Origin of the sequence: Pseudoalteromonas sp. OF5H-5 (assembly GCF_021530695.1) — a bacterium.
Lineage (GTDB): Bacteria > Pseudomonadota > Gammaproteobacteria > Enterobacterales > Alteromonadaceae > Pseudoalteromonas.
This window is the reverse complement of the sequence record NZ_JAKGBF010000025.1, coordinates 1-23,235: the sequence shown is the minus strand read 5'-3', so window position 1 is coordinate 23,235 and position 23,235 is coordinate 1. Positions and strand designations below refer to the sequence as shown.

Below are 23,235 nucleotides of genomic sequence, written 5' to 3'. Positions count from 1 at the left end.
TTTTACCAAATCCAAGTAAGACTCGGACTGGTAGCAAACCAAGTACATTGCTCAAATGAGTATAATACATCATAACTCAAACTATTGGACTAACCCATATGGCTTATTGGCTGTTTAAAACAGAACCCGATGCATTTTCCATTGATGACTTAAAAAACGCGCCTGAGCAGCAAACTTTTTGGGAGGGAATTCGTAATTATCAGGCAAGAAACTTCCTGCGTGACGAGGTTAAGGTGGGTGACTCAGTGTTTATTTACCACTCAAGCTGTAAAGTCCCTGCGGTTGTCGGTATTGCCAAAGTGGTGAAAGCAGCAGAGCCAGATCCACATCAATTTGACTTAAGCAGTGATTATTATGATGCTAAATCAAGCACTGATAACCCTCGCTGGGTAGGTGTCACTCTAGCATATGAGCGGCACCTACGCCCGGTGACCCTGCAAGCGATAAAAGCCAACACTGCGCTCACCGAGCTGGCTCTAAAAAAAGGGGGGAGGTTATCCATCATGCCCATCATCGAACCTGAGTGGCAGGTTATTTTAGAGATGTCGGGGCAAAGCTAACGTTTTGCTTTGCCTTTTTGTCGCCCGTGCTTAGGCACTATGCTGATATATAGCAGCAAAGCGACCCAAGAAAACAGTAGCGTTCCTATCAGCCAGCCGTTTTTTTCATGCCCTTTGCTGCGCTTGCTTCCTGCAACCAAAGCGACAGGAAGTAAGTAAGCGCACACAACAGCAATCATCAAAAAGAGTTCTTCGAACATAGTGATGACCAGTCAACCTCTGATGCAAGCACTCGCTGTGGTGCAATATAGTGCAAAATATCTCCCCCTGTGATGTTGTAATCCAGAGGTGGGTTTAGATCCATATTTAGCGCATTTATATCGTGCGCAACACCGAGCAGCGTCGCATCATGATGCTGTTTAAAATAACCAAAAATATCACCAAAGGTTAAACAGCTTACCTCTGCAGGTAAGGCTAAGCTAAATTGCGTATCGCCGTGTAGCGTCGACAGCAATTCCTCTTGTACTCGGCTTGAGCCTGGGTCTTGCATGGCTCGCACTAAGATTTCCGCAGACATAGATGCTGAGCATTCAACATTTTTACAATGCTCTCTTAAAAGTAGTGCTTTGCTATCGTCCAAGAAGTGCGCGCTAATATGTGCTTCGGGTTTTACTACCCGACTAAGCTTTAGCGCGGTGGTAAATGTCTGGTTATCATCATCGCCATCAATGATGATTTTGTCAGCCCGCTCAATGTTAATCCGACTTAGCTGTTCGTCATCAGTAAAGCTGGTTAAACGCGCAAATGCGACTTCCGGATAACTCAACAGCGGATGCTCCATGGCCTCGGTGACGGCTAATACGATTTTTCTATCTTCGCGTTTATTGTCACCTAAAATGTAATCCACCATTTTTTTTGTTCTGACATCATGCCAACCAAAAATTACAATGTGGTTTTGCAAATGTGCAAAGTCTTTTTCCCCTGTCATGCCTCTTCTCACCCAATACGTCACAAATTGTCCAGCTTTTCCCAATAACACACCAAATAGCGCAAGGCCAAATGGGATCTGTATTATGGCAACGACTAAACGGCCAAAATCCGTTGTTGCACTAAAGTCTCCGTAGCCAACTGTTGAAGTCGTCACCACGTAGTAATAAAAGAACGTGCTCAGTGGTAATAACGCCGATTCATTGCTGAGCCATAATAACCCCCAGGTCACCGACATATGAATGAGCGTTGCCATAAATAACAGTTGCCAGCTGGCCTTATCCACATGAGCCCGCATCAAAACAACTAAGCGCTTAAAAATTATAGGCATATTGCTTCCCTATCAAATACATACTGCTACCTTACTGCAGATTTTAGCCAAAAAACAACACGACATATCGACTTCTTTGATATAGTCTTAGAAAAGGTTACAAGAAGTAATGAGGGGTTAACATGGCTGGCGTATTGGCCTCAGTAAATCAACGCACACAACTGGTGGGTGAAAACCGCCTAGAGTTGCTATTGTTTCATCTTCATAGCCGCCACTTTTTTGCGCTCAACGTCTTCAAGGTAAAAGAAGTTGTTAAGCTCCCTCATCTTAACAAAATGCCCAATGCACACCCTAAAGTGTGTGGCGTAACCAACATCCGTGGTGAGTCTATTCCGGTTATCGATTTACGACAAGCGATATGCATGCCGCCATGCGACCGAGACAAAGACTGCAACTTAGTGATCACAGAGTACAACCGCTCAGTGCAGGCTTTCTTAGTTGGTAAAGTTGACCAAATCGTCAATACTACGTGGTCCGATATTATGCCAACCCCTAAGTCTGTTGGCCGCAATCACTATCTCACCGCACTGACCAAAATCAAACGTGACGGCGTTGAACACATCGTTGAAATTATCGATGTAGAAAAGGTACTTGCCGAAATCGTCGAATACAAAGTTGAGATCCCGCAAGACATTCTAGATAAAGATATCATCAACGAGTTTCATGGCCGTAAAATTCTACATGCCGATGACTCGCCGACTGCTCGTCGTCAAGTTGCCGATACCTTGGCACAATTGGGCATAGAAATCATCCCAGCGACTGACGGCCAAGAGGCGCTCAATGTGTTAAAGCACTGGGCCGACGAAGGTATCGACGTACAAAAAGAGTTACTTGCGGTGATCACCGATGCAGAAATGCCGGTTATGGATGGTTATCGACTCACCTATGAAATTCGCAATGACAGTCGCCTGAAAGACCTTTATGTCATTCTCAATACCTCACTCAGTGGCAGCTTTAATCATGCCATGGTCGAAAAAGTGGGTTGTAATGCGTTTCTATCAAAATTCCAGCCCGATTTATTGGTTACAGAGGTACAAAATCGGTTGAAGGACGTTTTGCAAAAATAAATATAAACACTGTATAAAAAACCAGTTTATGTTTCTTTATAAATCATAACGTTACCTTTACTCGGTTAGGTTTGCTTTGCGATATGCTGGGATTTACGGCAACGACTCGGTATACTTGCCATCATTTGAGCAAATAGGCAAAGCAATGGACGTATCAGAATTACTCGACGGCCTCAACGACAAACAGCGCGATGCAGTCGCCGCACCTCTGCAAAACATGTTAGTGCTCGCAGGTGCGGGGTCAGGTAAAACACGAGTACTCGTTCATCGTATAGCTTGGCTTATGCAAGTTGAGCACGCCTCTGCATTTAGTATTTTCGCGGTAACCTTTACCAATAAGGCAGCCAAAGAAATGCGTGCTCGTGTTGAAGCGACGCTCAATGGCCCTGTTGGTGGTATGTGGATAGGCACTTTCCACGGCCTTGCCCACCGCATGTTACGCGCCCATCACCGTGAAGCTAAATTACCAGAGTCATTTCAAATTCTAGATAGCGATGATCAGCAACGAATGATCCGCCGTTTGCTCAAAGCCATGAATATCGATGAGAAAAAGTGGCCACCTAAGCAGTTAAGCTGGTACATCAGCGCGCGTAAAGACGAAGGATTAAGACCCAAAGATATTCAAGCATACGATGTCAATGAACAGCTGATGTTAAATGTATATAGTGCTTACCAAGATGCCTGTGATCGAGCCGGTCTTGTTGATTTTGCCGAGATCCTATTGCGCTGCTACGAGCTATTACAGCAACAACCTACCTTGCTACGTCACTATCAACAACGCTTCCGCCATATGCTAGTGGACGAGTTCCAAGATACCAACAGCATTCAATATTTGTGGCTACGCCTGCTTGCAGGTAGTGACAACAATATCATGATCGTAGGGGATGACGATCAGAGTATTTACGGCTGGCGTGGTGCAAAAATAGAAAACATCAAACGTTTTCTGGACGACTTTAACGCCGAAACGATCCGACTTGAACAAAATTATCGATCTACTGCAACCATTCTAAAAGCATCCAATGCGCTCATTGAAAACAACGCCGAACGAATGGGTAAAAGTCTCTGGACTGACGGTAATCAAGGCGAGCCAATTTCAATTTACGCCGCTTTTAATGAACTTGATGAAGCACGCTTTGTGGTTGGCAAAATTAAATCTTGGTTACAGGCTGGCAATGCGCTCAGCGACAGCGCGGTACTCTACAGAAACAACGCACAGTCCCGAGTGTTAGAAGAAGCCTTACTTCAAGAAGGGCTAAAATACCGTATTTATGGCGGTATGCGTTTCTTCGAACGCCAAGAGATTAAAGATGCCCTGTCTTACCTTCGTATAATCAGTAATCGTAATGACGACGCGGCATTTGAGCGTGTGATAAACACCCCTACCCGTGGTATTGGTGATAAAACATTAAGCCATATTCGCGATTGTGCACGTCACGAATCACTCTCGCTTTGGGATGCAGCCAAAGCCGTACTTGCGCAAAAGCATTTGGCGGGAAGAGCAGCTACGGCGGTGACAAAATTTATTGAATTAGTCGAGCAGCTAGACGATAAAATTGCCGAGCTTGAACTGGCACAACAAGCACAGACAACCATTGAGCAGTCAGGTCTCATGGCAATGTATCAGGCCGAAAAAGGCGAAAAAGGCCGCGCTCGAGTGGAAAACTTGGAAGAATTGATCAGTGCTTGTGGTCAGTATGAACTTCCTATCGATGAAGATTTTACTTCACCATTACAAGGCTTTTTAGCCTATACCTCTTTGGAGGCAGGCGAAGGCCAGGCTGACGAGCACGAAGATGCGGTACAAATGATGACACTGCACTCGGCCAAAGGGCTCGAGTTCCCATTGGTCTTTATGGTTGGGGTGGAAGAAGGCATGTTCCCATCGCAACAAAGTAATGAAGAGTCAGGCCGCTTGGAAGAAGAGCGCCGCTTGTGCTACGTCGGTATGACGCGTGCCATGGATAAGCTTTACATTAGCCACGCAGAAAGTCGCCGCTTGTATGGTCAAGAAAAACATCACAGCCCTTCAAGGTTCTTACGTGAAATTCCTGAAGACTGCATGGAAGAAATCCGGATCAAAACGCAAATTTCTCGTCCGGCTAACTCGGGTCGATTCAGCCCATCAATCAGTCACGCGACCTTTGAAGATAGCGGCTTTAATTTAGGCCAGCGCGTCCTCCATGCCAAATTTGGTGCAGGTACAGTGCTTAACTATGAAGGTGCAGGTGCTCAATCACGCATCCAGGTTAGCTTTGATGATGTTGGTAGTAAGTGGTTAGTAACCGCCTATGCAAGACTTCAAGCACTCTAGTCTTTCACAATTACGTTCTCAGCTTGCCGATGCCCGCCATCGGCAACTCTTGCTTATCACCGGCAGCCAAGCTTGGTGTTACGGGCAGTGTCAGCAGCTACTAGCAAACTCAAACGATAATCTTATCCTAAGTAGCAATAAGACATTAGAAAATGCCGTTTGGCCTGAGCATTTACACCAAATACTCGGACAAGAATTTAGCAACCTAGTCTACGACGGCTTTAGCGGTATTGTGCCTAACAAAATCGCAGCGGCAGCGGGCACGGTAAAAGCAGGCGGCTTACTGCTGTTGTTACTTCCCGAGTTAGATGAACTCGACCACTGGCTAGACCCTGCAATTACCCGCTGGTGCTCAGAGGGGCAAACGCCCAAACACAGCCACTTTTTAAAAAGGTGGCAGCAGCTCTGGCAGCAACGAACAGTTTGGCATATCAGTGAACACTTTGGAGCTCAATTGCCCTCAGCGTATCTTGCTACAAGTTCAGTGGTTAGTGGTATTGCAGAGCAACAAATTGTACTTGCGCAACTCTCCGCAATATTGGAAAGCCAGCAAACACCTGTATTACTGAGTGCAGATAGAGGTCGAGGGAAGAGCGCGTTATTAGGTCTCTTGGCATCAAAGCATCCTACACAACAATTTGTTATTTGTAGCCGCCATTTTCATGCTCTGCATAGTTGCTTTAGCATGCTTGCTCAAACACTCAATACCGAGGTTGATGTAAAAACGAAGAAGCTGGCTAATCTCAGCTATATGGCACCAGATGCGTTACTACAACAAGCCTCTACGCTTGATAGCAATACGATTATTTTGGTAGATGAGGCAGCTGCCCTGCCAGTTCCATTTTTAATACAAATCACTCAACTTGGTTTTCGCTGCATTTTTTCCAGCACCTTAGTTGGTTATGAGGGTAATGGTAGAGGCTACACGTTACGGTTTAAACGCTACTTAGAATCACATTACCCAAGTTATCTTGATTTCACCTTGTCGACTCCTATTCGTTATGCGTCAGATGATCCACTGGAGCAGCAGATCAGAGATTTATTTGTACTCGAGTGTAAGGCGACATCACCCATACTCACTTCATCAACCACAATGCGCGCTATTTCCCAGAGTGAATTGGTAGAAAATAGCCAGTTACTTGAGCAAGTATTTTCACTGCTCGTTTTAGCGCATTATCAAACCAGCGTGGATGATTTACGGCAATTATTAGATGCACCCGATCTGCATTTACGAGGTGCATTTTGCAATAACAAGCTAGTAGGCATTTGCCTTGCTGTCATCGAAGGCGGACTCGCTTCAGATCTCGCAGAAGATATTCTAGTAGGAAAACGAAGACCCACAGGCCATCTCTTGGCGCAGCAGCTAACGACAAGCTTGGGTGATAGCCGTTTTGTCACCGAAAAAAGCGCAAGAGTTGTTAGAATAGCCGTGCACCCGGATGTACAACAGCAAGGAATTGGCAGTCAATTACTTGAATGTTTTGAAACCACATTACCAGAAGATATCAGTTACATAGGAACCAGTTTTGGCCTTACAGCGCCATTGCTTTCATTTTGGTCACAACGTCACTATCAGCCGATGAAACTGGGATTTAAGCAAGATAAGGCCAGTGGCGAGTATGCAGTTTTGATGTTCAAAAAAATCCGAGGCGACTTAGACAACGCCTATACTCGAGTATTCAAACAAGCTTTTTTCTATCAGTTGCGCTCGCACTATCAACAACTCGATACTGAGGTGGTGAGCGCGCTATTGGCGACCTTACCCTTTGAACATATAGCTAATGAGCAGCTGGATTATTTGCGCTATTTACGTAAAAGCAACCCGGTTGAGCAACAAGTATGTCCTTTTTTATGGCAGTTGGTCACAACCGATCCTCGATTGCTTAAAAACTTAACTAAAGTTTCCAAAGCACTAGTGATTCGTCTAATATTACAGCAACATTCGACCCACGTCGTAATTAATTTGCTTGGGTTATCTGGTAAAAAAGCCCTCACCACAACGCTAAGAGAGACAGTACGGCAAGTATATGAGTATTTTCGGTGTTAAATTTTTACTATTCACTTTTGCTTCTGCTGTACTGAGCTTTGCAGCTTCCGCTCAACCTGTGGTGAAAATTGGTATGTCCACCGCACTCTCAGGTCCTGCAAAAGAGATTGGTCAACAACTAAGGGCTGGTGCTGAGCTACATTTTAACTTTTATAACCAGCATAAAACGGATGGCGCAGCTAAGATTGAGTTGCAGGTGCTAGATGATGGCTATGAGCCACACAAAACTGTAACCAATGCTCGTAAGCTCGTTTATGAAAATAAGGTCGATGCATTATTTGGCGTTATGGGCACCCCAACCTCTTACGCTATAAAACCAATTTTAGAACACTCTAAAGTTCCCTTTCTTATGCCATATACTGGCGCTGAGTTTCTCCAAGATCCTATTACTTTTAATGTGTTTAACCTCCGGACTAGCTATAATAAAGAGGCTCAAGATATCATCCGCTACTTCGTCGATGAACAAAAACTCAAGCGAGTCGCTCTACTCATACAAGCCGATGAATTTGGTCTCACCGTAGAAAAAAGCCTTACCAAAGCGCTTGCGGAACATGGATTAAAACCCGTTGTGATAACCCGTTTTAGACGAAATACTGATGATATTGAGCGAGCACTTGAGCAAGCACAGCGCCATAAAATTGAAGGCTTGGCTATGGTCGGCACCTACACGCCACTGTCTAAGTTTATCAATCGTGCCATGGAAGTTGGCCTAGAAACACAATACGCCACGGTTTCATTTGCCTCCTCCAATGAGCTATTCGCTAGACTCAGAGGCAAGCCCAAAGTATTAGTCACCGAAGTTGTGCCTGACCCAGCGATTTGTAAGGGTAAGCTTTGTGACACTTTTCGCGAAGCAGTCCGCAATAGCACGCTTTCCCAAAACGAACAGGTATTCGAAGGCTATCTCAATGCCTACTTGTTGACGACTGCTATCCAGCAATGTGATCTGCCTATTGACAGCAATTGCCTACTAAACGCATTACAACACGAGTTGGAGCATAACACCGTTATTAAAGAGGTATTTATGCTCCAGCCAGCGCAAAAGAAATTGCCAGTTTACCGTTCCTTTTTCCAATAATGTTCTATGCTTAGTTGATACTGACCATATGCGAGGCTGACATGGATTTAATTAACTTTCGCGTCGGGAAAAAAACAATATCACTGCAAATCCTCGATATTCTATTAACTGAACGCTACGAAGAAAATTTAACGGATTTACCCAATGACAACCCCAGCTTCTTGGGCGTCAAAGATTACATGGGCGTACCGACCCCTATTTTTGATTTAGGGATCATATTGAACAAACGCTCTTCCTATGAGACCAATCAAGAATTGGTCAGCATGCTACAGCAGCGAGAGCAAGATCATAAAGAATGGCTTGTCGCACTCGAAGCAAGCATTTTTAACGATGTCCCCTTCACTAAAGCCAAAGATCCAAAGCAATGTGCTTTTGGACAGTGGTATTACGGCTTCAAAACTGAAAATGACGATCTTAAAGCACTACTGAGTCGCTTCGAAGAACCACATGCAAAACTACATTCATTAGCGGATAAACTATTAGTGATGTGCGCACAGGGACATAAACAAGAAGCCATAGATACTCTCGCTCGTGAAAAGAGCACCACTTTTAATAAACTCATACGATTGTTTGAATCAGCCCGTGATCAGATCATGCTTGACCATAAACCTATCATCGTCTTTACCACTCAAGATGGCCAAAGTCCGCATATCGGTTTGCTTGTCGATAAGGTAGAAGATAACGTTCACTGTGACGAAAGCGATATTAAATCACTACAGGAAATGACCAGTATTGGTTTTGAAATCGATGCGCAAACCAAAAAGTTGATGAAGGGTTTGGTCAAGATGGGAAAACGTCACAGCGTATTGATTGACCCTAGCGCCATTTTCCGCCCAGAACATTTACAAAATTATGAGCCAGAAGAAACAGAAGAGTACGGCTTGTTTTAGATTCAGCAAATGGAGCACAAAAAAACGCCGCAAAATTGCGGCGTTTTTTGTATTCTAAGTAGCCTGCTTCGAGATAACTTGTTATCCCAAGCTCAGGTTACTTAGCTTGGCGGCTAGCGCGTTTACGCTCGCTTTCAGTCAGTAATTTCTTACGAATACGGATGCTTTCAGGCGTTACTTCTACTAGCTCGTCGTCATCGATGAACTCAAGCGCTTGCTCTAAAGACATAACAACAGGTGGCACAAGGTTTTGTGCTTCATCAGTACCAGATGCACGTACGTTTGTTAACTGCTTACCTTTAAGCGCGTTTACCGTTAGGTCGTTATCACGGCTGTGAATACCAATAACCATACCTTCGTACACTTCAACACCGTGACCAATAAATAGGCGACCACGCTCTTGTAGGTTGAATAGTGCGTTTGTTAGCGCTTTACCTGCTGCGTTAGCGATTAGTACACCATTTTTACGCTGACCGATGTTACCGCCTTTGTGTGGGCCGTAATGTGAGAACGTGTGGTACATCAAACCAGAGCCAGATGTTAACGTCATAAATTCAGTTTGGAATCCGATTAGACCACGCGCAGGCATCATGAAGTCCATGCGTACACGACCTTTGCCGTCAGGAGACATGTCAGTCATTTCCGCTTTACGCAGACCAAGCTGTTCCATGATAGAGCCTTGGTGTTCTTCTTGACAGTCAATAGTCACTGTTTCGTACGGTTCTTCCAGCTGACCATCAACATGGCGCAAGATTACTTCTGGACGAGATACTGCAATCTCGTAGCCTTCACGACGCATGTTCTCGATAAGAATACCTAAGTGAAGTTCACCACGACCAGATACACGGAAGCTATCTGGGTTATCTGTTTCTTCAACACGTAGTGCAACGTTGTGCACAAGCTCAGCTTCTAGACGCTCAAGAATGTTACGTGAGGTTACGTATTTACCTTCTTGGCCTGAGAATGGAGACGTGTTCACAGAGAAAGTCATTGTTACTGTCGGTTCATCAACAGACAATGGTGGTAGTGCTTCGACATTATTCTGACAACAGATAGTGTCAGAGATTTTCAGCTCACCAAGACCTGTAATTGCGATAATATCACCAGCCGTTGCTTGCTCAACTTCGTGACGGTCAAGGCCTAAATAACCAAGTACCTGGCCAACTTTACCATTACGTGTCTTACCATCAGCACCGACAATAGTCACTTGTTGGTTAGGTTTAACTGAACCACGCTTGATACGACCAACACCGATAACACCAACATATGAGTTGTAATCAAGCTGAGAAATTTGCATCTGGAACGGACCTTCAGGATCCGCGTTAGGCGCTTCAACTTCGTCTACGATAGCTTGGAACATTGGTTCCATGTTGTCAGACGGTTCATCAAGATCAAGTGTTGCCCAACCGTTGATTGCTGATGCGTAGATCACTTTAAAGTCTAGCTGTTCGTCAGTTGCACCTAAATTATCAAATAGGTCGAAAACTTGGTCCATTACCCAATCAGGACGAGCGCCCGGCTTGTCAATTTTGTTGATTACAACAATTGGCTTAAGACCCTGAGCAAACGCCTTTTGCGTTACGAAACGCGTTTGTGGCATCGGACCTTCTTGCGCGTCAACTAGTAGTAATACTGAGTCAGCCATCGAAAGAACACGTTCTACTTCACCACCGAAGTCGGCGTGTCCTGGAGTATCTACGATATTGATACGGTAGTCGTTCCACTTGATTGCGGTATTTTTTGCAAGGATGGTGATACCACGCTCTCTTTCAAGATCGTTTGAGTCCATCACTCGCTCTTCATTACCACCGCGCTGCTGTAGTGTACCTGATTGCTCAAGTAGCTTGTCTACAAGCGTTGTTTTACCGTGGTCTACGTGCGCGATAATCGCGATATTTCTTAACTTTTCGATGCTCATATTATTACTCAGTGAAGTTGGCCCTCAGTGATCCTAGTCGATCTACGCAAAAATGCGCGTTGAGATTGCCCGATTGAGAATTAAAGGTCGCGTATTATCTACTATTAATGTGACAGATGAAAGTTTATCCAACATTTTTTTCAATAATCCTCATCAGAAACTCATAAATCAATGGCAGAGTATCGGATCACCACAGTCTAAGCGCAGTCACAGTCCATTTATGGTCTTTTATCGTCCGATAATGGACTAAATGATTGCAATAAAAATGTAAATTCTATATTTATCAAAAAGATAAATTCTGGCATACGCGTTGCTGACCTTGTTCTATTTGAGTGACATGTCTGTTACAGAATACAGACGGATATCGTGAGCGGATTTGGGGTAAAAATGGTAATACATTCTATTAAAATGGCCTGGCAAAGACTTCAATGCCACATTAGTTATGCGTTAACAATCACGCTCACTCTAGCAATGACGCTAGGCGCATTGGTATCAATGTATAATCTAAATTATCAACTTCTCGCAGCTCCGCTTCCCTATCCTGATTCTGAACGCCTAATGCTAATGCGTGGTGAATTAGTTGATGACCATAATGAGGTGAAACAGAGCAACTTTATTCCTCATGCGGGGAGTTTAGAGGCATATAACAAACAAACACAATTCTCTGATATCGAAATCATGGCCATTCAGAATATTAGTATTGATGTTGAACAAAGTTTACCGAGCAGTCCTACATTTAACATCGGTGCTATTACCCCTGAGTTTATGCCATTACTCAATGCGCCACTGGCATTGGGGCGCTACTTTAGTGCTGATGAAGGGGTCGGTAGTCAGCAACCCGTTGCAATCGTTTCATACCAAGTATGGAAGCGTTACTTCGGTGGTAACCCTGATATTTTAGATAAAACGCTCGTATTCAAAGGCGTTAGTTTTAAAATAGTAGGTGTTACTGATAAGCAATTTATTGAACCCGTATTATCAACACCCAACTGGTATACTGATGTATGGATTAGCTATGACTACAATGATTCACCAGCTCCGACATGGCAAAGGAATAATATCCAGACATATCAATTGCTAAAGTTACATGATGTGCAACATGCACGTCGCGCAAAGCTGTCTCTTGAAAACTGGCTCAACGAACAACTACAACAACAAACTGCTGGTGAACAAGCATTTGCCAACAGTAAAGTACATCTCAAATTTATCCCCGTTAAACATCGTATTATCGGTGAAGCATCGCAAGTGAGTATTATGATGTTGTTAGGGAGCCTTGTATTGCTGTTAATAGCATTGAGTAATATTTGTAGTTTAGTGCTATCACGTGCAGCAGAGCAACAAAAGAGCTTTGCTATTCAGGCCGCTTTGGGTGCAAAACCAAATCACCTATTTTTGCATATTGCAATAGAGCTAGGACTGCTGTTTATAACAGCCGCAGCATTGTCGCTGTTCATTGCCGAAGGGATCATCGAGCTGCTAAAGTCAGGAGTAGCTGGCCCATTAGCACGCCTACAAGAACTTAATCTAGAGATGCATACTATTGCATTTGCCTTCTTAGTCAGTATTACGGTGTGCTTACTCCTTTCTTGGATAGTAAGCCGGCAACTTAACTACCGCCATATTGTTCAGCAACTGCAAAGTAGTGGTAAAGGAACCAGCGTTCAAATCTCCGCAACGACTCGCACTTTACTAATCTCGTTTCAGTTATTTATCTGTCTTTCACTCCTCACTATTTGCATTGGGATATTCCAAACAAGCTGGCAAAACTTACAACGTGATACAGGGATTAGGGAACAAAATACCTATCAAGTCGCGCTTAACTTAGGCACTCTATTAGAACAAATGAGTCGGGAAGAGCGTCAACAATTACTCCTATCTGCCGTTGACTCATTGGCGAAGCTACCCCACGTCGCAACAGCTGGTATTGGGGGTTACCCGCCAATTTCCTACTGGTTGCCTGGTTTTTCTGACCGCCAGATGCAACTTGAACCGGGAATAGAAAAGAATGCTTTTGAGTATCAACGCACGACTGGTACGTCAACTTACTTCGACACCTTTGGTGCTAAACTTACCAGTGGGAGATCCTTTACCATGAAAGAAGCCATTAATAGTGATCCTGTCGTTATTGTAAATCAAACACTCGCTAAACGACTGAAAGAACAGGGACAAGTACTAGGTGCAAAATTATACCCACGTAATAGTCATGAAAGTTTAGAAGTGGTGGGTGTCGTTGATGATATCTATCTTCCTAAACAGCTGCACATCGCGAGAGTTTTTACACCAGCAATACCGACAGGTTACCCATTCATTTTAATTCAAACCAAGCCTCACTCTACAATTAGCAGAGCGGAAATCAATCAAGTATTAACACGTATTCACCCTCAGATGCGCGTTTACAACTTCCAATCTACAACTGAGCTTCTAGCGGCACATTTACAGCAAGAACGTGTAATCAGTATCTTCACCTTAACACTTTCTGTGATTGCACTTGCACTCGCTGCGCTTGGTATCTATGGTGTATGTAAATACAATATGGCATTACGACGCTTTGAGCTAGGTGTCAGAATGTCATTAGGCGCAACACCTATTGCCATATTTTCACTCGTGTTAAAGGATAATTTACGACCTATTCTAGCTGCCGTATGCACCTCAATCTTGGTATTATTGAGTATTTCGATGCTTCAGGATACGCTTGTACCTGTTACAATAAATAGCGCTATCCATTGGTTAGTTTCTTTCACTTTAGTCGTTATTCTAGTCGTTGGTGTTGCGCTACTATCCTTAAAAAGTATTATTACCCGCCCAGCATTACACTCGCTTCGCGGAGAGTAATGCGGCTGTTGATGGTATGATAATAATAAATCAAGGAAGCTTGCTGTGAGCGTTAAACCACTAATATTGCTAGTAGAAGATAATAGAGAAGTTAGGTTGGCCGCACGATTTGTATTAGAAGATTTAGGCTTAGCTGTCGAGGAAGTTGAAAATCCAGTACAAGCACTAACTTTTCTAGCACAGAATAAGCCTAAGTTAATCTTGCTCGATATGAACTTTGAACTAGATTCAACATCGGGGCAGGAGGGTTTAAAGTTTTTAAGACAGCAGCAGCAGCTTGGCAATACGACACCTATTGTAGCAATGACAGCCTGGTCACATACAGAGCTTGTTGTGCAAGCTATGCAATTAGGCGCTGCTGATTTCTTAGAAAAGCCATGGAAAAATCAACGTTTCGAACAAGTAATCCGGTATCAGCTACAGCTCAGTGATTTAACTAATAAAAATCAAGGGCTTCAGCACGCGCTAGCTGGAGATGCTAAACCCGTACTTTGGCGTAGTAAAACAATGAAGCAGCTCATGGAGCAGCTTGAAGTGATGGCCCCTACTGATGCTAATATTCTACTGACTGGGGAAAATGGTGTAGGTAAGAGCCTTATAGCCCAGTGGATCCATCAGCACTCACACCGTTCAACGCATCCGTTTATTTCTGTCAATATGGCGACAATCCCAGAGCAACTCTTTGAGAGCGAGCTTTTTGGACATACAAAAGGTGCATTTACGGATGCTAAATCAGACCGTGCAGGACGATTTAAACTCGCGAATCTTGGTACTTTGTTTTTAGATGAGATTGGTACCCTGCCTCTAGCGCAACAAAGCAAGTTACTTCGGGTATTAGAATCCAGAGAATATGAACCTGTCGGCTCAAGCACTACTGAAGTGGCTAATGTAAGGCTAATTAGTGCCACCAATGCAAAGCTTGAACAGCTAATATCACAAGCTGAGTTTCGCCAAGATCTCTTCTATAGAATCAATACTTTTACCATAGAAATTCCTCCATTGAGAACGCGGCCTGAGGATATTGAATTATTGGCAGAGCATTTTATAAAAACCCACGGTAACCGATACGGGAAAAATGAATGTAGCCTCACTCCCGCAGCACTCAATCAATTAAAACTTTATGACTGGCCAGGAAATACTAGAGAGCTGGGGCACTTACTAGAGCGAGCAGTTCTATTAGCTCAAACAGATGAAATAGGGCCGGAGCAATTACATATGAGCACACCATCGCAGCTTACACAAAATCATTCAGAAGCATTACCTCTGATCACATTAGAACAAGCGGAACAACAATTAATCACACAGGCTTTGAATAATACGGCAGGAAATAAACAACAAGCGGCTGAATTACTGGGTATTACTAAACAAGCACTCTACCGACGCCTTGAGAAATATGAGCTTAACTAAAGAACCGTTAGCTCGGTATTTTGTAGTAAAGTTTTTACTGCTGGTAGTACTTGAAATTGTAGGCATTTGCGTTTTGAGTTGGCACTTAGACGTGCACATTTCGGCATCCATAACTTTATATTCACTACTAATAATTGTCATTTTTATTCTGTGTCAAGGCTTGCTGGTAAGACAGCTCTACAATCGTTGTAAATTGTCTTTTGAACGCTGCGGTTATCAAGTCGAAGCATGGTTAAAACGTGATTTTAGCCTAAGAGCTAAGCCCACATTTTCTTCGGGTGTTGTCGCGCAATTGCACAACCAACTGAATGCGCTCTCTGACATGTTGCAAAGTGAAAAAACGGATGAAGATGTCCAATCGTTTTTGGTCGCTGAGCTTATCAGTGTGTTGAATACCCCCATACTGATCTTTGATCAACGCATGCAACTTTGTTTTGGCAATGAAGAGTGCTACCAATTATTCCAAAAACCATGGCAAACTTTACGCTATAGTCGCCCTGAATCGCTTGGGCTAAGTAATACGCCACAGTGGCACTTTGTTGACCTTGGACTCAACAAGCGCTGGCAAGTTAGACACAGTACATTTACAAACCAAGAACACACTTATCATCTCGTTATTTGTATAGATATACAACATGCATTGCGAAATCAAGAGCTACAGGCTTGGCAACGCTTGATTCGTGTCATTAGCCATGAAATACGTAACTCACTTACACCAGTAACTGCCTTATTAGAAAGGTTGCAAACACGCATCAACGATCCTAGAGATAGCCAAGCTTTCGATATTGTCTTAGAGCGCTGTTTTCACTTACAGGACTTTATTCAAAAGTACACACAATTAAACCAACCAATAACAGTGACGATCCAGCGCCTATCGGGCACTGATCTCATAAAAATGGTACAAGGTATGTTTCCAGACCAACAGTGGCAAGTAGAGCTTTCTCCCGTTTACTTTCACGTTGATCCAACCCTGTTTAAACAAGTGATTATTAATATTGTTAAAAATGCCATAGAAGCTAGCCCGAGAGACTCAAAAATAACACTTCGGTTGTATACCACCAACAATACCGCTGTTTTTGAAGTTTTAGATGAAGGAAGCGGTGTAGCTAATAGCGATAACCTTTTTGTTCCATTTTATTCTACAAAACAAAAGGGCGAAGGTATCGGGCTCTATATCAGTCGTTACTTCGTTGAGCATATGTCCGGATCCATCAGCTTAACCAACCGCTCTGATAGGCCTGGAGCTCTTTGCCAAGTGCTCATTCCAGTACCACTTAGTTAATCTAAACATCGGAAAATTAGGGTCTGTTGGCCTTTCAAGGTTAAATTTGCAGCAGCCTGTGTGGTATTTAGGCAAGACTGAGCCTATGTAGTGTGGTTGTTCCCCATAAATAAGCGATAACGCAGTATGGAGGTCAAGGCAGAAAAACAGTTATGCCATGCCTCATTTCATAATAAATAGCGCCATTCTTGTTCCACAAATTGCTGGTCCGATTTACTCATCCGCATAGTCCAGAACCGGACTTTACTTATCCAAATAAAAATAAAACAACAAACAAAACAACAAGATACAAATGGCACACTGTTTGCTTACATCAAGTTATCAATCCGATAAAAAAGGCAACTAAAGGTGGATGTAATAAAAAAGAAACAAGCTAAGCCATTACGTAAACTGTTTATACTCATAAGCATTCCTGTGGTACTTGTATCTATTTGGTTCATGATGGGGAAACTTTCAGATCAGACCAGTACTAAGCTTGAAAGGCATTCAATTATCATTGGCAATGTACAGCGCGGTAACCTTGACGTTGAAGTGACAGGCTATGGTGTACTTCGCTCAAATAAGCAAAAACTAATTACCGCACAAGACCCCGCAACAGTAAATGAAATATTAGTGCGCCCCGGCGGTGAAGTACTACCTGACACCATTATTTTAAAGATGCAGGATCCAGACCTGACGCAGCAGCTAGCCAGCGCAGAAATGGAATTAAACAGACAAAAAGCCAACTTCCGCCGACAAAAACTCGCAAACCAACGAGAGCTTCTCATGGAAGCTGCGACGTTAGCGGAATTAAAAAGTGAGCATCAGTCTCTAGCTATGCGCCGCGAAGCACAGCAGGAGCTCAGAGATCAGGGAGTTGTACCTGCAATTGAGGTAAAAACCGCAGAACTTGAAGAAAGGCAGCTTGCTGAACGTGTAAAGTTACAACATCAGCGTATAGAGCAGTTAAAGTTACTGCATAAAGAAGACTTAACTATTTCACAGGAATTAATAAATCAAGCTAATTCCATTCTCGCACGACTTATAGAAAGAGAAGCTAAGCTCACCGTTCGCGCTGGAACTGAAGGTGTTTTACAACGATTGGCTGTAGAACTAGGGCAAAGTGTTGTGGCTGGCCAAGAGCTAGCGCAAGTAGGTAGTAGCGCAGATCTTCAAGCACTTGTTCGTGTTTCACAATCTAAAGCCGAGCAAATACGAGTGGGTCAACCTGCGGTTGTAAACACTAGACGTGAGAAAGTGCAAGCAACTGTTACTAGGATCAGCCCTCAAGTACAGGAAGGGACAATCGAAGTCGAGCTCACCTTCAACGATGCCGTACCAGAATCTGCAAGACCAGAACTCAACGTGGACGCAACAATCATGACACATTCATTACAGGACGTGTTATACGTCGAGCGCCCTAGTAATACTCACCCCCACAGCCAACAATCTATTTTCGTTTTAGATAGTGCAGGAGAGTATGCCAACTCAACATCTGTTTCATTCGGTATTGACGCTGGCAACTATATTCAAATAGAGGAAGGTATTGGCTTAGACCAACAAGTTATTCTCTCCGATACCACCTCTTTCAAAACAGCGCAGAAAATAAGAATAATTCAGTAATTTAATAGGATAACAAACTATGAAAGAAGCAATATTGAAAATGTCAGGCATCACTAAGGTGTTTAGCACAGAGGAAATGGAAACGCACGCGCTGAGAGGAATAGACCTCGAAATATATAAGGGTGATTTCGTCTCAATATGCGGTCCATCAGGTTGTGGTAAATCAACTCTCCTTTCCATATTGGGGTTACTAGATACGCCTACAGATGGAAGTTATCAGGTTGAGGGAATAGAAGTAAGTAAATTAAGCTTGAGTGAAGCTGCACATATACGGAACCAAAAGGTTGGCTTTATATTTCAATCATTTAATCTGATAGATGAACTGACCGTATTTGAAAATATTGCACTTCCATTGCGTTATCGCAAAGAGCCAATGACCGAGGTTGAGATCACACAAGCGGTTACCAGCTGCCTTACAAAAGTAGACATGGGCCATAGAGCTAGCCACCGCCCTAATCAACTTTCAGGCGGACAGCAACAACGTATTGCTATAGCCCGCGCTTTGGTTGGCAACCCTGCGTTACTGCTTGTAGATGAGCCGACTGGTAACCTTGACTCAAAGAACGGTGATGCCGTGATGGATATGCTCAAAGCGCTAAATTTAGAAGGCACCACATTGTGCATGGTTACACATGATCCTAGGTATGCAGATATGGCAACACGAAAGCTGCACCTATTAGATGGCAAGATTTTAACTCCTCAAGAACAGAGCACTGAAAAGCATTCGGAGCCGTTGGCTAGCTAAATAACCATAAGAATACACAAGGAAGCTTAAAATGTACGAACCGCACTTCGAATTGCCAATTTTGCTCGTCACACAGCCGGTGAGGAGCTCAACATGTTGAAACAAGAGATCCAATCATGCTTATACTCTCTTAGCAAAGCAAAAATATTTACCCTTACTATAATTATAACTCTTGGAATTACTTTGGGCACGCTTATTGCCATGTTCAACTTAAACTTCCAGATTCTCGCAGCCCCCCTGCCATACCATGATAGTGAGAAATTATATGTCTCTAAGACAAACCACTACATAAAAGATAAAATTGAATTTGAAGACTACACCCCAATGCCAATTTTGGTCGAGGCGTATAAAAACGAAAAATCAGATCACATTCAAACTGCACTTTTTGCCTATGGTGAAGAAGTAATACGAAGCCGTGCCGATACCCCTCGGGTGAATGTTGCTTACACCACTCCAGAGTTTATGCCCCTTTTGGGTTTCAATTACGAGCTTGGTCGTGGTTTTTCTGATGAAGAAGGTATCGATAGTATATCACCTGTAGCGGTGCTTTCTTACCACTCTTGGCAAACGTACTTTGGCGCAGATCCACAGGTTTTGGGAAAAACGTTCCAGATAGATCAAGTTAACTTCAGAATTATTGGCGTACTTTCAGAGAATACACCTGAGCCAGAGCTATATACTCCAGGCAGACTAACAAGTATTTGGCTTCCATGGGATTACCTTCCATCCTATCGACGAGATGCTCAGCAATGGGGATTGACAGGCCCAAACAGACACATTTTAACTAAAATTTTAGCGGATGAAGATATCGCGAAGCTGAATCACCAACTGACAAATAAATATAACGGGCGTTTTAAAGCAGAAACTGCAGGTCGTTCATTTTTTAATGATATGACTATCACTTTTGAGCTAAAACCATTAAAAGAAAAAATCCATGGCGACAGTGCATCAAGAACAATTTGGTTATTAGTTGGTGCATTTTGTTTGACGCTAATCGCTTGTGCCAATATCGCCAATTTAGTGCTCGCAAGAGCAGTAAATCAGCAGCGGACTATGTCCATAAAAGCGGCTTTAGGCGCTCAACGAAAACAGATCGTTCGAGGCATTTTCATTGAGCTTGCGACATTAACTCTCTTATCAGCAATTTTAGCATTGGGTGTATCGGAGCTGTGCTATTACCTATTAAAATTAATTGCAACAGACAGCTTACCTAGTGTTGCACGCCTAACAACTAATGTGCCGTCAGTCATATTTTGTTTAACTCTTTCAGCATTATTAGCTTGGCTAGGTGCTTGGCTTATCAGTGCCAAAATTAACTTCAGTAAACTAAACTCTCAAATACAAAGTAGTGGTAAAGGTACCAGCATCCAAGTGAAATCGAGTACCCGTTCAGCACTAATTTTCAGTCAGATCTTTCTTGCTAGTTTATTACTGATTTCTTGCTTTCAAATCTTTATAAACTCATGGTCATTGCTAAGCCAGGCTCCCAATTTCGTAAGTAAAGATCGTTACCAAGTGGAATTGAATCAGCTTTTCGAACCAAGGCCAAGTCGCGCTGAAAGAGATTCATATTATAGTACGAGAAGACAACAACTACTTGATATTGTAAGCGAGATAAGAGCCAACCCTAGAGTTGTATCTGCAAGCTTAACTACAGGTACGCCTGTCGAGTTTGGTATTAGTACTTTCTTAAGCCCAGACTCTGGGTTTGAGAATCAGTATTCTGTCTCTGGCAACTTAATTGATGAAGCGTATATACCAACGTTACAGTTAGACATTCTCCAAGGTCGCAATTTTACTCGAGAAGACGTGTATAATCGCTCTCCTTACCTCATTGTAAATAAAGAGTTTGCCAATAAGTTAAAGCCGGGTGGCGATGTAGTTGGTGAGCGTTATTACTGGTTAAATGGACGCCGTACAATTCAATATGAAATTATTGCCGTCACCGAAGATCTAAACCTACCGGAACAAAATAACTCAGCCAAAATGTGGGCTGTAGATAATATCGAGCGTTACGCTCCTTCTTTTATCATAAAAGTAGATTCAAACCAGCAGCTTACTCCCCAATTTATAAATAGTATTATCGCGAAGACCACACCCACGTGGCGAGTCTCGGATATTCAACCACTTGAATCACAATTAGCAAATTCTCTTGCGCTTCATTACATCGCTAGTTGGGCATCTCTAGCTTTGGCAATAGTGACACTTTCAATCGCCGTGATTGGTATATATGGCGTATTAAGTTATGGAATTAGCATGAGAAAATTTGAACTCGGGGTTCGTATGGCTATTGGAGCGTCACCACTTACTATTGTGAAAGGTGTGATCTTAGAGAACTTTAAGGTCATCATACTCGCGCTAATTGGAGCTGCAATCATAGTTTCAGGCGTTGCAGTGTGGATAACTTCAACCCGTTTCACATTCGCTCTTTCAACAACAGGATTAATATTACCAATAGTTACTATTATTGCAGTAACTGCGTTTACATCCACACTTGCTGTTTGGGGGATTATCAGAAGACCGGCAATTTATTCCCTACGAGATCAATAACTGCCCATCTAAGCACCCAGAACTCGGATTGAGAAACTATTATTCCGAGTTCTGCTTTCCCTCAATAAACATTCTAAAAAAGCTATTAATTAACACGCTACGAGATGTAATCCACCTAAGTGAATTTTAGCCAGAACGCAGAATTTGCAGTCAAGCAACTTATACGAAAATTGATGAATTAAGCGCAGTGTGATGGCCTCTCGCATCAATGCCATTGATTAGTATCTTTACCTTGCTGTTAGGCCTACATCGAATAATTATGCTGTGCCAGTTTTAGCTTGTACAAGTGTTGATTACATTAAATAACCTGAGCTTGGGATAACAACTTGTTCTCTAGCAGCTGTTATCCCTTACTACTGCGTTAAATTTTCTTGCAATAGGCCAGCTTTTGACGCACAAATTTGCCTTGCATTTAAGAAATAACTTCTGGCTAGAGTGATATTACGCTTTTGAACTTAGTGATTTAGTGGATTAACTTACTTCTTACCCCGAGGTTAAATAAATGAACTTTTTTAAGCGTGGAGATATCGTATTTTCGTTCCAATTAGTTGGAGAATTAGCGTGATTGATGTTAGACCGATAAATAAAAATGGGCCCCATAACAGTATGGAGCCCAGCTCATTTCTACAACTGATTCATCTACGTCTAGTAGTTATTGAATACCTAGATAACGTAACAAGCCATGACTGACTTGCTCAACGTTAGGACTTTCCAGCATGGATTTATGACCTCCCGGTACCATTTCAACTGTTACAGGACCACTAAACCACTGCTTTGATAGTTCAATATAATTGCATGACTCGATCGATGAGCCCTCCGCGAACATCATTAGCACCTCTTTGTCCCAGATCTGATCAGGGCTATACGAGAAAAACGCTTCCGACTGCCACTTAGCCAACCCATTCAACTTATTAACAAGCTCTGTATCTTTAAGTGATTGTGTCCACGTTGCTATATTTTCTAATCTAGAGTCCATATCCATCCTGTATGAACTCTGCGCAAAATAACTATCCAGCAAAACAAGCGATATTTGATTCTCAATACTGCTCATACACTCTGCAACCTCTTGGGCCAGAGCTCCACCATAAGAATGCCCAACTAAAACGATCTGTTTATTCTTAAACTGTGGCCTAATGCTGTCAAAGATATACTGTCCATGTGATTTGATCGTAGTAACTGACTCACAATCATCGAATACACCGGGATGGTGAATACTGATACATGGTACTCCGTGTGTATCAAGAGTCTGAGCGAAAGACCTAAAATCATTCGGTGTTGACAACACCCCAGGAATCGCAACAACCAAAAACTCAGACTTATCTTCACTTGCACTTTTGTTTAAAAATACTAAAGGCGAATTGTGATTACTATCTGCTATGTTTTTACTCTGAATTGCGTTGGCTTGCTCTCTCAGTGAGAGTGCAGTATACAAATCTGGAAAAGACACAGAAACAGCTAACTGAGCTTGGATCTGATTGCAAAGTTTTACCAATAACAACGAATGCCCACCCAGAGTAAAGAAGTTCGCCGTTGCACTGATATCAGCAGCTTTTATACCCAAAAGCTGTGCCCAAATACCGGCTAACTGTTGCTCAATATCACCTTCAGGGCTTACATATTCCCCTTGCAAACAACCCACATCTGCACTTGGCAATGCCCGTCTATCCACCTTGCCATTTGCCGTCAAT

The 23,235-nt window shown here is 42.9% G+C and carries 16 protein-coding genes; 12 read left to right on the top strand and 4 right to left on the bottom strand.

The window, feature by feature from the left end:
- The first annotated feature begins 98 nt into the window (after nt 1-98).
- A complete protein-coding gene (locus tag L1271_RS22795) occupies nt 99-560 on the top strand; it encodes an EVE domain-containing protein (protein WP_102055875.1) in 462 nt (153 codons plus the stop codon).
- Here L1271_RS22795 and L1271_RS22790 read toward each other — a convergent pair.
- Nucleotides 557-739 carry a hypothetical protein gene (locus tag L1271_RS22790; protein ID WP_010374482.1) on the bottom strand — a complete coding sequence of 61 codons (183 nt, stop codon included), beginning with the start codon at nt 737-739 and terminating at the stop codon, nt 557-559. The genes L1271_RS22795 and L1271_RS22790 overlap by 4 nt on opposite strands.
- Complete coding sequence (locus L1271_RS22785) at nt 739-1,818, bottom strand: potassium channel family protein (RefSeq protein ID WP_010607893.1); 1,080 nt, start codon at nt 1,816-1,818, stop codon at nt 739-741. Before L1271_RS22785 ends, L1271_RS22790 begins: the two co-directional genes overlap by 1 nt.
- Before the next feature lie 122 nt (nt 1,819-1,940).
- Between L1271_RS22785 and L1271_RS22780 the strand changes: the two genes are divergently transcribed.
- The 5 genes from L1271_RS22780 (at nt 1,941) to L1271_RS22760 (ending at nt 9,211) form a co-directional block, all read left to right on the top strand.
- Entirely contained in the window at nt 1,941-2,885 is a 945-nt protein-coding gene (locus tag L1271_RS22780) for a chemotaxis protein CheV (RefSeq protein ID WP_010607892.1), read from the top strand.
- A 145-nt stretch (nt 2,886-3,030) separates the two neighbouring features.
- Nucleotides 3,031-5,196 carry a DNA helicase II gene (gene uvrD / locus L1271_RS22775; RefSeq protein ID WP_235368867.1) on the top strand — a complete coding sequence of 722 codons (2,166 nt, stop codon included), beginning with the start codon at nt 3,031-3,033 and terminating at the stop codon, nt 5,194-5,196.
- Entirely contained in the window at nt 5,174-7,243 is a 2,070-nt protein-coding gene (locus tag L1271_RS22770; protein WP_235368866.1) for a GNAT family N-acetyltransferase, read from the top strand. The genes uvrD and L1271_RS22770 overlap by 23 nt, the downstream gene beginning before the upstream one ends.
- The gene (locus L1271_RS22765; RefSeq protein WP_235368865.1) at nt 7,224-8,321 is read left to right on the top strand and encodes an ABC transporter substrate-binding protein; all 1,098 of its coding nucleotides are present in this window, start codon (nt 7,224-7,226) and stop codon (nt 8,319-8,321) included. Before L1271_RS22770 ends, L1271_RS22765 begins: the two co-directional genes overlap by 20 nt.
- Nucleotides 8,322-8,362: 41 nt before the next feature.
- Nucleotides 8,363-9,211 carry a CZB domain-containing protein gene (locus tag L1271_RS22760; protein WP_010607888.1) on the top strand — a complete coding sequence of 283 codons (849 nt, stop codon included), beginning with the start codon at nt 8,363-8,365 and terminating at the stop codon, nt 9,209-9,211.
- A 97-nt stretch (nt 9,212-9,308) separates the two neighbouring features.
- On the opposite strand, the gene typA is transcribed toward L1271_RS22760, so the two are convergent.
- Nucleotides 9,309-11,129 carry a translational GTPase TypA gene (typA, locus tag L1271_RS22755; RefSeq protein WP_095728606.1) on the bottom strand — a complete coding sequence of 607 codons (1,821 nt, stop codon included), beginning with the start codon at nt 11,127-11,129 and terminating at the stop codon, nt 9,309-9,311.
- A gap of 387 nt (nt 11,130-11,516) precedes the next feature.
- On the opposite strand from typA, the gene L1271_RS22750 reads away from it, so the two are divergent.
- From L1271_RS22750 to L1271_RS22725, 6 genes are all read left to right on the top strand, one after another.
- Nucleotides 11,517-13,961 carry an ABC transporter permease gene (locus tag L1271_RS22750; RefSeq protein ID WP_227387609.1) on the top strand — a complete coding sequence of 815 codons (2,445 nt, stop codon included), beginning with the start codon at nt 11,517-11,519 and terminating at the stop codon, nt 13,959-13,961.
- Nucleotides 13,962-14,006: 45 nt separating this feature from the next.
- Nucleotides 14,007-15,368 carry a sigma-54-dependent transcriptional regulator gene (locus L1271_RS22745; RefSeq protein ID WP_102055873.1) on the top strand — a complete coding sequence of 454 codons (1,362 nt, stop codon included), beginning with the start codon at nt 14,007-14,009 and terminating at the stop codon, nt 15,366-15,368.
- Nucleotides 15,355-16,650: a sensor histidine kinase gene (locus tag L1271_RS22740; RefSeq protein WP_010607885.1), complete on the top strand. Its 1,296-nt coding sequence runs from the start codon at nt 15,355-15,357 to the stop codon at nt 16,648-16,650. Before L1271_RS22745 ends, L1271_RS22740 begins: the two co-directional genes overlap by 14 nt.
- A gap of 348 nt (nt 16,651-16,998) precedes the next feature.
- Entirely contained in the window at nt 16,999-18,252 is a 1,254-nt protein-coding gene (locus L1271_RS22735; protein WP_235368864.1) for an HlyD family secretion protein, read from the top strand.
- 19 nt (nt 18,253-18,271) lie between these two features.
- Nucleotides 18,272-18,997, top strand: a complete 726-nt coding sequence (locus L1271_RS22730; RefSeq protein WP_010607883.1) for an ABC transporter ATP-binding protein — start codon at nt 18,272-18,274, stop codon at nt 18,995-18,997.
- 93 nt (nt 18,998-19,090) lie between these two features.
- Nucleotides 19,091-21,547, top strand: coding sequence for an ABC transporter permease (locus L1271_RS22725; RefSeq protein WP_235368863.1), 2,457 nt, complete (start codon nt 19,091-19,093; stop codon nt 21,545-21,547).
- 652 nt (nt 21,548-22,199) lie between these two features.
- On the opposite strand, the gene L1271_RS22720 is transcribed toward L1271_RS22725, so the two are convergent.
- Nucleotides 22,200-23,235 (bottom strand): alpha/beta fold hydrolase (locus tag L1271_RS22720; RefSeq protein ID WP_235368862.1); only part of this gene is annotated, 1,036 nt, incomplete at its 5' end.